We start from the raw sequence: 13,087 nt of genomic DNA on the forward strand, positions 1-13,087 counted from the left end.
AACTTCTGCTCTAGTAAGCAAATGATCAGTCTTAGCTGAGTGAAACGCCCTTGCGATCTTAAAAATCATACTGCATGATTATAAAACCTTAGCGAGCATTGCGTTAAAAGCAGAAATGCTTATTTATTATAATTTAAACGCTAAGGCCGCAAGAATGCATAATAGAGCTGCATATTTTTTGTTCGCAAAGGCATTGTATTCAGCAGAGACAGTAAACTTTTGCTCTAGTAAGCAAATGATCAGTCTTAGCTGAGTGAAACGCCCTTGCGATCTTAGAAATCATACTGCATGATTATAAAACCTTAGCGAACATTGCGTTAAAAACAGAAAATATTATTGCCATCAATACATTTTATATCAAATATGGATACAATTACACCAACTAGTCTTCAGGAAAGAGATAAAGCCGTTAACTGGCATCCTTATACCCAGATGAAAACCGCCGATAATATCATTCCCATTGTAAAAGGGAAAGGTCTTTACCTTTTTGACAATGAAGGTAAAAAATATATGGATGTGGTTTCTTCATGGTGGGTAACCCTGCATGGACATTCTCATCCTTATATTGCCCAACGCATATTTGAGCAGCTTAACACTTTGGAGCAGGTTATATTTGCGGGATTTACCCATGAACCTGCTACTCAGCTTTCAGAAAATCTATTGAAACTTTTACCTGCTGATCAGGAAAAGGTTTTCTATTCTGACAATGGATCTACAGCGGTAGAAGTAGCTTTGAAAATGTGTATTCAGTATGCACACAATCAGGGAAAAGAAAAAACAAAGATTCTTGCTTTTAAAAATGCATACCATGGTGATACTTTTGGAGCGATGTCTGTAAGCGGAAAAAGCTATTGGACCAAACCTTTTGAAAGCAGGCTGTTTGAAGTCGTATTTATTGATATCCCCAATGCTGATAATCTACAAAACTTACAATCGCAGATTAAAGATATTGCCGATGAGGTAGCTTGTTTTATTTATGAGCCATTAGTTCAGGGTGCAGCAGGAATGCTGATGTATAACGCTGAAGATCTGGATAGCCTGATGAAATTCTGCAGAGAGCAGGAAATCCTGATGATTCAGGATGAGGTTTTTACAGGATTTGGAAGAACGGGAAGACTCTTTGCTGCCAATTACCTTACAGAACAGCCGGACATCATGTGCTTTTCAAAAGGGTTAACAGGCGGAACAATGCCCATGGGAATTACAACCTGCTCTAAAGCAATTTATGAAGCATTCTGGTCTGATGACAAATATAAAACACTTTTCCATGGCCATTCTTTTACAGCTAATCCTTTAGCCTGCACTGCAGCTTTGGCAAGCATGGAATTATTACTTAAGGAAGAAACCCAAATGAATATTAAACGTATTTCTCAACAGCACTCAGCGTTTATCAAAGTGCTGGCTGCTCATCCGCAAGTTGAAAATGCCCGTCAGATCGGAACTATTCTGGCTTTTGATTTTAAAACCGGACATGGAACTTCTTATTTCAATGAGATAGGAAAACAGCTTTACAATGAATTTTTAAAAAGGGGAATCATTATGAGGCCATTGGGAAATGTAATGTATTTGGTTCCTCCGTATTGTGCTACATCCGAAGAATTGGATTTTGTATACCGGAATATTCTGGAAGTTTTGGATGAGTTTATCGGATAAACAATTCCTTCAAACAATATTTTTTTAATATACCTTATAGGTTTTAGGAGCCTATAAGGTATTTATGTTCATTTAATTGATGTCTTTTAAGCTCGTTTGAGCAATCATTCATAGGAAATCAAAATAATGATTCTTTTTATTTGTAAAAACTGGTATTTTTTTAAATATAGATTTCTTACTTCTTAATAAGTTTTTTTGTGACAATTTTTCCATTTTCAAAAATTGTTTTCACAAAATAAATTCCATTAGAAAGTTCAGAAACATTAGAATTGTTTTCTTTTACGGTTTTTAATAACCTTCCATCAACAGAATGGATCTCTATTTTACCGATTTTTTCTTTCGATTGATAAATTAAATTTTGTTTTACAGGGGTTTCAAAAACAATTTTAGGAGCATTTTTTGAAGTTTCAGTTGTTGATAATGTAACTGGAGCAGCTAAAAGATATTTAACAATTTCTGTTGTGGTTCCATTTCCGTAAACAATTATACTGTTATCAAAAACCTTAAGTCTACTAACATTATGATATAATAAATTAGAATCGTTTTCTATATATTCTCCAAATATAGTATCAACAGTTCCATTTTGATTAAGTTTAGAGATATAATAACTAGGTACATTATTAAAATCAGCAACCCCTCCGATATAATAAGAGCCGTTTTTTTCGTAGATATCCCAAAATTCAATGCCAGAAACGCCATTATAACTGAATGTGGTATCCTGCGTACCGTCAGCATTCAGTCTTTTTATGGTAGGAGGTTCTAATACTCCAAATCTTGCGAATATAATTCTATTCCCCGAATCTACTTTTACAACAGTAACATTTACCTCATTTAATGAAGCTTCACCATTGTTACCAAAACCGGTTATAGGCTGCCCGTCAGGAGAATATTTTTTTATTGAATTTTGTCCCCAGCAAAAAATATTGGACTGGTTATCTAACATGAAGCGGGGAATCCCATATGTTGACAGTTTTCCATTATTTCCAAAGCTGTTATCTGATGTGCCATCAGAATTTAATCTGAATGTATGTGTGTATCCATCAAAAAAGCCTATAGAATCTATACCTGTTCCTGAAACAATCATTTTATTTCCTTGTTCTATGAGGTTGCTTTTTATATCGAAATTGTCTTGAGAAAAATTGGCTAATGCCTTTATTCCGCCATTGGAAAATGAAGGGTCTAATTGTCCATTGGAAAGTAACCGGACTACATCTAAATAATGAATGTTATTTATATTGTCATGTCTCCTTAATAATAAAGTCAATTGATCATTGGAATGTCTTACAAATCCAACCAGAGTGCCTGATCCGTAGTTCAATGCAACCTTACCATTGGTTCCAAAAGTAGAGTCCAAAGAGCCATTATAGCTTGTCATTTTAGAAACAATTACCTGATTAGTGTTGGAGTCAAAAGATTGATAAAATACGGTATTGTTTGTTTCTGTTAATTCTCCTAAATAAGAGCTTCCTGCTGGGAGGCTGTAAATTCCGTTTGAAGCAAACGTAGGATCTTTGGAGATAATTTGTGCAAAAGAAATTTGCGTTACAAGAATGAACACAAGTAATAATTTTTTTTTCATTGTTTGTTTTTTTATAAAAATTTGAAGTTATATTATGCAACCCCCTATATAAAAATGTTTTAGGTTTGTTCCCAAATGTATGATAAAATTTTGAAAAAATAAGAAAATGCTAGGGTTCTGTTTTTATTCCAAACGATGGAGAAGAAATATATTTATCTTTTGATTTAAATAATTTCCTCAATAAAATGAGGCCTTCCAAACAGGAAAAGCCTCATCTTTATTTAAAATTAAAACTAATTATCATTCATTAATCTTCCACATATTTATTTCTTGCAGCCTTCAAACCAAAGAAAAGCATGATCAATACTGCAGCACTCAGAAAATAGAATGAAGTGTTCCAGGAAATATCCCAATCATGCAGTTTTCCAAATACCGGTGGTCCAAATGCTGCAATCAGATAGCCTACAGATTGTGCCATTCCGGAAATCTTCACTGCATTGATACTGCTTTTTGTTCTTGTAGAGAAAAACAGAATTGATAAGCTGAAAGACAACCCATTGGAAATCCCAATAATTACGGCATTCACATAGATCCATTGAGATTTCAGGAATACAAACATCATGGTGCTTGCAAACATCAGCGCACATATAAACAGGATCATGATTCTTTGATCCTTCATTTTACTGGCAATAATCGGGCAGCAGAATGTTATGGGAATCATAGTGATCTGAATAACAAAAAGAACCCATCCTGAGCTTTCACCAGGCATATTATAATCAGTGAGGAATGAAGGCAGCCAGGCAACCATACAGTAATAAAATAAAGACTGCAACCCCATAAAAATACTGATATTCCAGGCCTGAGAAGATTTAAACATATTAAAATCAGAAGTTCCTAAAGCTGTTTTAGGCTGGTTAGGATTTTTTTTGTTAAATATCATTTCCAGGATCAATACCAGAAATCCCAAAGCAGCGATCACCAGCCATATCCCCAGAGAACCACGCCATCCGAAACCTGTCCATTCTCCGATTCTCACACTGAACCCCGATGCTAAAGCAGCTGTAAGATTCATAGAAACCGCAAAGATTCCTGTCATCAGTCCGATCTGTTTCGGAAAATTATTCTTTACATAGCCGGGAGTCACCACATTTCCGATACAGATTCCTAAGCCGATAAATACCGAACCGATAAATAATAACCAAAGAGAACCTGAAATTCTGAGAAACAGTCCAAAACTTAAAATAATCAATGAATACATCAACAGTTTGCTGATTCCAAGCTTATTCGAAAACCGGCTTACCAAAACGGAGCAGACCGCAAACATAAAAAGTGGAATAGAGGTAAGAAGGCTTACCTGAAAATTATCCAGCTTCAGAGCATCTCTTACATCACCAAGTACCGGAGATACGGCAACAATGGGAGACCTAAGATTACTGGAAATCAATATAACCACCAATACATTTAAAATCATTAAAACATAAGAAGCGTTCTTTCTTACTTCGTTCTTCATCATATTAAAAACTTTTGTACAAAATTAGCATAGTAATTTTGTTTAATTTTGCCAAAGTTTTAACCTAAAACGACATGAATGCTAACGACAATATCAGGATAGATGAACTTAAGCAGCCTTATTTTGTATGGTTTGAAGATAACTGGGTTCATGATAACGTTCTCCATCACCATAAAAAGGGGCAATTGGTATATGTGGAAAGTGGATTTCAGTATATCACGATTGAAGAACGTATTTATCTTCTTCCGCAGAATCACGCAGCCTGGATACCATCTAATACTATTCATAAAACCAATTCCCATTCAGAAAAGATCAAACTGATGATTATGTTTGCAGACACGGATCAGAAGAATGCTTTCTATGATGAGATCAATGTATTTTCCGTTCCTCCTGTATTGAGGGAAATGATAAAGTATGCAGAAAAATGGTCTAAGCTGATGAAAAAGGATGCTGGTGAAACCATTTTTTTAAAAGCTCTTTTTAATGAACTTCCTCATTTTGTGGAACAATCCCTGAAGCTTCACCTTTGTCTTCCCAAAGATAAACGCTTAGAAAAAGTCATGGAACATCTTCATCATTATTACAATACTGAGATCAAAATAGAAGGGCTGGGAGAGCTGGCATTGCTTTCTTCCCGAAGCCTGGAACGTATATTCAAAAAGGAAACCGGCCTTACGCTGAGTAAATATCAGCAAATGCTCCGCATTATTAAAAGCCTTGAACTTTTGAGTTCAGGAAATTTAACAATTTCAGAAACTGCTTATGAAGTAGGATATAAAAGTGTACAGGCTTATAGCAGAAGTTTTCAGACTGTAATGCAATCGAAACCAACAGATTTTATGAAAAATATTAACTTAGGGTTAGAAAAAGGGATTTATTCATAAATTATAATTTTTATAAATATTAATATAAAAGCATTTACGTCCCCAAATTCTATAGATAACTCTCTTTTTGTCTATTTATCATATAAATAAAAAAATATCAATTATATATTTGATTAAAGCAAAAAGGCCTCCAGAGAGGAGACCTTAAAAAAACACAAATGATGAAAAAAAATTATTTCGATTCACAAATATAAGCAAAAATTATATTATGCAACACATTATATGTGTATTTTTTTTAAATATTATTTATTTCAATTAAAAATAGTCATTCGTTAATATATTTTACTTTTTCTTAACATTTTGAAATTTAACCCTATCATATAAATTACTCCACCAAACACGATCCATTCTATTATTGCACTTACAATGTAAATACTGTGAATTCCATACAGCATAGGAATAATAAGAAGGGCAGGAATATACAATACGAGCTGTCTTAAAATACTGATCACGGTAGCCGGACGGGCATTTTCTACAGAAGGAAACCAAACCATTGCCATAAAAATAAACGGTAAAGCCGGTAAAACACTCATATAAATTCTGAAATCAGCTAGCTGGCTTGCCTGGAAAGATACATTGGGAATCATTACAGATAAAACCTCTGCCGGATAAAACATGACAAAAAGCCAGAAAGGGATCAGAATCATAAGTCCTGTAAAGGAGAAAAGCCGGTATGCCCTGATGGTTCTTTCATATTTTTCAGCACCAAAATTCATTCCTGATACCGGCTGTAAAGCTCTCATGAGGCCCCAAAGCGGAGTATTTAATAAAATATAAAATCGGTTAACTGCTGTAAAAAAAGTGACATCTGAATCTTTACCATATTTGGCAATCACATTGAAGACCACAATATTCTGAACTACAATCATCACCATCATAATAAAGCCGGGCATTCCCAGAGAAAGAGCTTCCCTGATTATAGCCTTGTCGTACTTTAAGGTCCAAAAATGAGTGACAAAAGATGCCTTTCCGGATGCATAATACCAGACTCCCAGTACCATATAAATTATCATAGAAACATTGGTAGCCCATGCCGCACCGCTTACTCCGCCACCAAAGGAATCAATGAACAATGGTTTTAATGCTACATCTACAATCAAACCTACGGCAATCATCCAGGCTGCAGTTTTCATACGTCCTTCTGCACGGATGAGCATATTCAGTGCCAGCCCATGAATCCAAAAAAAACTGCCTAGAATGGTAGCTCTGAAATATTCCACTCCCAGGGTCAAAATTTCACCTCTTCCGCCCATCATATACACCAGATCTCTGGCGAAAATGTAGCAGGGAACTGTAATTGCAACAGAAAAAAGCAGTGTAAGAAAATTAACGGTTCCCATCGCTCTGTTCAGCTTATCTTTATCACCTGCTCCAATCCAGATACTTACTGCAGATCCTACACCGGTACCTATTAATGTTCCAAATCCCTGGGCAAACTGTGCCAGAGGATAGGCTACTCCCACGGCAGCAAGAGCTGTATTGCTTATTAAATGTCCTACAAAAATTCCGTCAAGGAAATTATTCAGTCCGTACAGTACCATTGCGACCACTGCCGGCCAGGACATCTGCCACATTACTTTCTGCATGTTTCCATTTAAAATTAGCTGTCTCTGTTGTTCCATTGTATATTGTAATCTGTGTGAAAAAGGGTAGTAATAAAGGAAACCGGAGCCAATAAAAGAAAACTATTAAGATCTTAACGATCAATTAAATCTACATTACTCATTACCTACAAAAATAATTTCCGATTTATTTCTGCCGGCTTCCTATGAACACTCACTTTAACATTAATAATATTGTAAAACAAACTTACTGGTCCTAATCCTGAATCAGGGTCCTCAAAAAGGAATAAATAGTCCGCGAAAAGGAATAACTGATTGTTCAATCATAATAGGATATGCTTACTGAAGCAAAATTGATGATCTCAATGTGACTCTGCTCATAAAATAAAATGGATAATTTGTTTTAATTTGAATAAAAAGAAGTATGAAACCAAAACAGATTAGAGGAGTTCCCGATCAGCAATCAGGTGGATTCCATGACACAGAAACCTATGTGAAATATGACCCGTCTCTGCTTCCATTAAAATATGGAATATTAAAAAAGAGATTCTTCTCTGTTAGTCAATGGAAGAGTTATTGTGGAGAAGCCTATGCAGCCTTTAAGCTCTATACTTCCAATGGCCAGCCTGCTGACCGGGATCCACAGAAAGGAGACTTTGTCAGAATCAATATTCCCGGACCGGAGGAAACAGAAGCTAAAGGATATGACTGGGTAGAAATTACAGATATTTGTTATTATGAAGATGCTCATTCGGAAAGTATTACGATGACCTGCAGACCCTCCCGCAATCCAACAGATAAAAGCAAACATATTGCTCATTTTTACAGTTCAAAAGCAACGTCTACTTTTATGATTCAGAGGGACTCTACCTATTTAAAAGCGGCTGTATATGGAAGAAATGAGTCCCCTAACTTTAATGCCAGCTTTATTGATATTGTCCGTAATCTAATGGTAGCTATAGGAGGAATGGTAGGAATCGCCAAAATTCAGTGGAGACAGCTTACTGACGGATTATTGGATTTTGTGTAAATCTACAATACGCTTTTTGATCTAGATCATAGTTCTGCCTGTAAAGGCTCTTTAATTTCGCTGCTTATTATTAAGCTATGGCAGAACTTGAAAAAATAATCTGGATATCCATCATTTTAATGATCCTGATTTCGGTAAAGGACAAAATAAAACTTGAGCTTCCTATTGTACTGGTATTGGCAGGGCTTATATTGAGCCTTACTAAGGTCGTTCCATCTATTGATATGAGCCCGGAAATGATTTTCTACGCTGTACTTCCTCCTATATTGTTTGATGCAGCCTGGAATACATCCATCCCTGATTTCAAAAGAGAATTTCCTACAATTTCACTGATGGCTGTAGGTTTGGTGTTTCTTACCACCACCATTATTGCCGTAACTGTTCACAGTATTATTCCCGGTTTCACCTGGCCGTTATCTTTTGTACTGGGAGCTGTCATCTCGCCACCCGATGCTGTTGCAGCCACAAGCATTACAAAGAACCTTCCGCTGCCTCCAAAATTAACTACCATCCTTGAAGGAGAAAGTCTTTTAAATGATGCATCAGCGCTGATTGCCTACAAATGTGCCGTTATCGCTGTTACCAGTGGAGTATTTTCTTTCTGGAATGCAGGACTCCAGTTTGTTGGGATCAGTATTGGTGGAATATTCATTGGACTTGTGATAGGTTTTATATTCTTAAAATTACACAGGTATTTTAACGGAGACAGCAGTGCAGAAACCTTTGCTGTTATCCTGCTTCCTTTTGCTGCATACAGTTTTGCAGAGCATCTGGGATGTTCCGGTGTTTTGGCAGTCGTAGTATTGGGAATGTTTCTTTCCTGGAATTCATTTTCTTTATTCAGTGCGGGCAGCAGGATACAGATGAGTCATTTCTGGGATGTTATTATTTTTATTCTGAACGGATTGGTATTTTTAATTCTGGGAATGCAACTGCCGATAATTATTTCAAATATACCTAAAGACGAGCTGCTTATCCTTGTTGTCTATGGCTTTCTTCTTTTTACTATTCTGGTCATCGTAAGACTGGCTGTACTTGCTTTATTTCCTGCTTTTTTCCAGCAGGCTCCTAAAAAAGGAAGTTGCTTTATGACCCAATCCAAAAAGGAGTATATTATTTTATCATGGTCCGGAATGCGTGGAGTAGTATCCCTGGCGGCGGCTTTGGCTTTACCGGTTCGGGACAATCTGGGAATTGTTATAGAACAAAGAAATACTCTGTTATTTGTTTCATTTGTGGTAATCATTTTTACATTGGTTATTCAGGGACTTACACTTCCCAGGCTTATTCGTATGATAAAACCTTCTGCTCCCGGCAAACAGGAAGAAAAAGACCTGAACATACTTCTGTTGAAACAATCAAATATTTTTTTAAAAAGTTTGAACCGCGATAACAGTATGGTTGGGGAGGCCATAAAAATTATGTCTGAAAAACTGGAAAAAGAAGAAGACCAGCTGCTCCATGCTGCCCAAACATTTTCAAATTCTGGCAATACCGAATGGAAAAAAAAATATTTCCATTTAGAACTTGAACTTGCAGATTATCAAAGAAAAGAACTGATGAAAAATTATCATAAAGGTATCTTTTCTCTTGAAACCGTCCGCAAAAAAGAGTGGGAACTGGATTTCTGGACAGCAACCGTGCATCAGGAACTCAAAACGTTACAACATTATTCCGAATCAAAAGAGTAGCCTTTTTTCCTTTTTTGATCTAAATCAAAGTTTCGTGTTGACTGTTCAGTGACATTTGCACCCGAATATTTTAAACAAAATTTATGAGTATAACATTAGAAAAAGGACAGACTATTAATTTCTACCAGGCGACTGCTCCCATTATCATTTCGGTATTCGGAGTTTACCTTACGATAGGAATTGCACTGGGAGTACTTCCCGGATTTGTCCAGAACACATTAGGTTTTGACAGCATTATTGTAGGACTTGTTATTGGTCTCCAATCATTGTCAACACTTTTGACCCGCGCATATTCCGGAAAAATTACAGATACCAGAGGAGCCAAGAAAAGTAAAATGTCTGGTGTGGTATTAGCTGTTATTGCCGGGGTTGTTTATGTACTTGCAGTACTATTTCAGGCTCATCCGCTGATGGCACTTATCTTTCTGTTAGCAGCAAGAATCATTCATGGTGTTGGCGAAAGCTTTCTGGTTACCGGAGCATTAACGTGGGGAATAGGGCTGGTAGGACACTCTAATTCTGGAAAAGTGATGACCTGGAACGGGATTGCTATGTATGCAGAAATTGCAATCGGAGCTCCTGTCAGCATCTGGATGAGCAAAGAATTCAATATGCTGCCTGCTTTTATCCTTATAGCCTTGCTTCCCCTTATAAGTTGGCTTTCTACTGCAAAACTTCCTTCTATTCCTGTAGATAAAGATCATGTGCGAACGCCTTTTTACAAGGTGATCGGTGCGATATCAGGTCAGGGCCTGAGCCTTGCTTTTTCATCAATGGCTTTTGGATGTATTGCTTCTTTTATTGCTTTATTTTTCTCACAAAAGAATTGGGGGGATGCTTCACTTGCTTTTATAATTTTTGGAATATGTTACGTTCTTACCCGAATATTATTTGCTTCATTTCCTGATAAATATGGAGGTTTTAAGATTGCTTTCATCTCTTTGATCATCGAAGTGGCAGGACAGCTGCTGATATGGACGTCTGCTTCCAAAACATTAGCTATTATCGGATGTGGGCTGACCGGGGTTGGATTTTCATTGGTCTTTCCGGCTTTGGGAGTTCTTGCCATTCAAAAAGTAAAACCACAAATGAGAGGAACAGCATTGGGAGCGTACGTTGCTTTTGTTGATCTTTCATTAGGATTAGCAGGACCAATTGCCGGACTGATTGCAGGCTGGTTTGATTATCAGGCAGTGTATCTTTTCGGGGGTATCAGCTGTATTGTATCTATGATTATTCTACTAGGTAATAAAAAATAAAAATGGAAAATTCTATCATCACTCAGGCAGAAAAAACGAAAAAAATACGTTCTGCATTTATCATTAAAAATAAACAGTATCTCACTCCACATCTTATCCGTGTGGTGTTTGAAATCAATGAAGATCAGATTGGTCTGTTAACCAATGTGCACTCTGGTTCTAATAATAAAATATTTATTCCTGTTGAAGAAGGAAGTATTCCTGTAATAAGAACATATACTAACAGAAAAATTGATCTTGAAAACCGGGAATTAACTATAGATTTTGTTGCCCATGGTGATAACGGGCCTGCATCTGCATGGGCATTACAAGCGAATCCCGGTGATTCTTTGGAAATAGGGATGAAAGAAAGTACAAGACCTTTAGCTCCCGATGCTGATTTTTATCTGCTGGTGGGAGATGCAACAGCATTGCCTGTCATTTGTGCTATTGCTGAGCAGTTTCCTTCTTATGTATCAGCAAAAATACTATTGGAGGTGGCAGACAAAGAAGATGAGCTTATCCTGTGTTCTGCAGCAGATGTATCAGTTGAATGGCTTCACAATCCTCATCCGGAAGAAGGAAGCAAACTTGCAGAAGCTGTGAAATCTGTCCAGTTTCCGCCCGGAGTTTTGAAAGAATATGTGTATATCGCTGCAGAATACACAACGGTGCATGAACTTCGTAATTATTTTAAAACAACCCTGCAATGGGATCCTCATGGTTTATATATATGCTCATACTGGAAAGCCGGACAGGCAGAAAATATCCGGACAGTTTAGATAAAAACAGTAAGCAAAACCTTTTTATCACTACTTTTGCTTACATGCAGGAACTTTTAGCTTCATATATTAAAAATAGAATATCAGTAACGGATGAAGAATTGAATACCATTCTTTCTTATTTCAAATGTGTTCAATTAAAAAAGAATGAGACACTCCTTACCAACGGACAGCACAGCCAACGGACATTTTTTGTCGTAAACGGTTGTCTTCGTATATTTTTTATTAATGAAGAGGGGCAGGATTCCACACGATATTTTGCATTTGAAAATCAGTTTGCAACAGCATTAACCAGTTTTATTACTTCTGAGCCCTCCGACGAATTTATTCAGGCTGTGGAGGATTCAGAAGTATATTACATTAGTCATGAAAGTTTTTACCATCTCCTGGATATTATTCCGCAATGGGAAAAATTTTACAGAATATATCTGGAAACAGCTTATGTGAGTAATACGAAGAGGCTGATGTCTTTCCTTGTTCAGGATGCGCTTGAAAAGTACCGTCAGCTGCTGAATGAAAATCCTGTTGTGGTAAGGCGACTTTCTAATAAAATGGTGGCTTCCTATCTAAATATTTCACAGGAAACTTTAAGCAGATTGAAATCAAGGCTTTAATTTTTATTTGATAAATCTAACATTATTACGAAGAGTTTTAAACCATTTTTTAACGGAATAAAATTCTCAAAAAATTAATACTGGAGCCTTTTTAAGAAAAATTTAAACCTTATATTTGCACTCATGTTAAAATGGTTCTCCATATTATGTTCAATGATGTATGTGCTGGCTACCACCAATATGGGGGAAGTAGTGAAGGTGCCTATGTTTGTAGAGCATTTTATGGAATATCATGGAAATCTTTCAGAATTTGTCATGGAACACTATGATAATCACAAAAAAGATGCTGACTGGGATCTGGATCAAAAACTTCCTTTTATCAATCCACCTATTGTACTCACCGTACATGCCCAGCTTCCTGATTATACCTTTGAGATCAAAAAACCTAAGGAAATCAGAATTCCTCAGAAAAATAGCATTTATCAGGAAAAGGACTTTTCAAACCTTTATCTTTCCAATATTTTCCAGCCTCCGCGGCATTCTTAATTGATTAAAATTTAAAAATCAATACTTTAAGATTTACTTGAAGTATTGGATTCTTATTATCTATCAATCAACTATGTAGTTTGTTATCATTCTACTTGTATTTTACATTAAAAAATTC

At 36.3% G+C, this 13,087-nt stretch carries 11 protein-coding genes; 8 read left to right on the forward strand and 3 right to left on the reverse strand.

Annotation, left to right across the window (positions count from 1 at the left end):
- The first annotated feature begins 363 nt into the window (after nt 1-363).
- Nucleotides 364-1,653, forward strand: coding sequence for an adenosylmethionine--8-amino-7-oxononanoate transaminase (gene bioA / locus M2372_RS24085; RefSeq protein ID WP_123321624.1), 1,290 nt, complete (start codon nt 364-366; stop codon nt 1,651-1,653).
- A gap of 175 nt (nt 1,654-1,828) precedes the next feature.
- Here the strand turns inward: bioA and M2372_RS24090 are convergent, their stop codons facing one another.
- On the reverse strand, nt 1,829-3,232 hold the full coding sequence (locus M2372_RS24090) for a T9SS type A sorting domain-containing protein (protein ID WP_123321625.1): 1,404 nt from the start codon (nt 3,230-3,232) through the stop codon (nt 1,829-1,831).
- A 247-nt stretch (nt 3,233-3,479) separates the two neighbouring features.
- Entirely contained in the window at nt 3,480-4,685 is a 1,206-nt protein-coding gene (locus M2372_RS24095) for an MFS transporter (RefSeq protein WP_228455808.1), read from the reverse strand.
- 71 nt (nt 4,686-4,756) lie between these two features.
- On the opposite strand from M2372_RS24095, the gene M2372_RS24100 reads away from it, so the two are divergent.
- The gene (locus M2372_RS24100; protein ID WP_123321627.1) at nt 4,757-5,566 is read left to right on the forward strand and encodes an AraC family transcriptional regulator; all 810 of its coding nucleotides are present in this window, start codon (nt 4,757-4,759) and stop codon (nt 5,564-5,566) included.
- 272 nt (nt 5,567-5,838) lie between these two features.
- Here the strand turns inward: M2372_RS24100 and M2372_RS24105 are convergent, their stop codons facing one another.
- Nucleotides 5,839-7,188, reverse strand: coding sequence for an MATE family efflux transporter (locus M2372_RS24105; protein WP_123321628.1), 1,350 nt, complete (start codon nt 7,186-7,188; stop codon nt 5,839-5,841).
- 364 nt (nt 7,189-7,552) lie between these two features.
- On the opposite strand from M2372_RS24105, the gene M2372_RS24110 reads away from it, so the two are divergent.
- The 6 genes from M2372_RS24110 to M2372_RS24135 all read left to right on the forward strand — a co-directional run bounded on the left by M2372_RS24110 (nt 7,553) and on the right by M2372_RS24135 (nt 12,969).
- Nucleotides 7,553-8,158 (forward strand): hypothetical protein, encoded by a 606-nt coding sequence (locus M2372_RS24110; RefSeq protein ID WP_123321629.1) that lies wholly within the window; start codon nt 7,553-7,555, stop codon nt 8,156-8,158.
- 77 nt (nt 8,159-8,235) lie between these two features.
- Nucleotides 8,236-9,849 (forward strand): Na+/H+ antiporter, encoded by a 1,614-nt coding sequence (locus M2372_RS24115; RefSeq protein WP_123321630.1) that lies wholly within the window; start codon nt 8,236-8,238, stop codon nt 9,847-9,849.
- 83 nt (nt 9,850-9,932) lie between these two features.
- A complete protein-coding gene (locus tag M2372_RS24120) occupies nt 9,933-11,108 on the forward strand; it encodes an MFS transporter (protein ID WP_123321631.1) in 1,176 nt (391 codons plus the stop codon).
- A gap of 2 nt (nt 11,109-11,110) precedes the next feature.
- Nucleotides 11,111-11,869: a siderophore-interacting protein gene (locus M2372_RS24125; protein ID WP_123321632.1), complete on the forward strand. Its 759-nt coding sequence runs from the start codon at nt 11,111-11,113 to the stop codon at nt 11,867-11,869.
- Nucleotides 11,870-11,913: 44 nt separating this feature from the next.
- The gene (locus M2372_RS24130; RefSeq protein WP_115971551.1) at nt 11,914-12,483 is read left to right on the forward strand and encodes a Crp/Fnr family transcriptional regulator; all 570 of its coding nucleotides are present in this window, start codon (nt 11,914-11,916) and stop codon (nt 12,481-12,483) included.
- Nucleotides 12,484-12,606: 123 nt separating this feature from the next.
- Nucleotides 12,607-12,969 (forward strand): hypothetical protein, encoded by a 363-nt coding sequence (locus M2372_RS24135; protein ID WP_123947355.1) that lies wholly within the window; start codon nt 12,607-12,609, stop codon nt 12,967-12,969.
- Nucleotides 12,970-13,087 lie beyond the last annotated feature (118 nt).

This window comes from Chryseobacterium sp. BIGb0232 (assembly GCF_024810195.1).
Taxonomy (GTDB): domain Bacteria; phylum Bacteroidota; class Bacteroidia; order Flavobacteriales; family Weeksellaceae; genus Chryseobacterium; species Chryseobacterium pennae.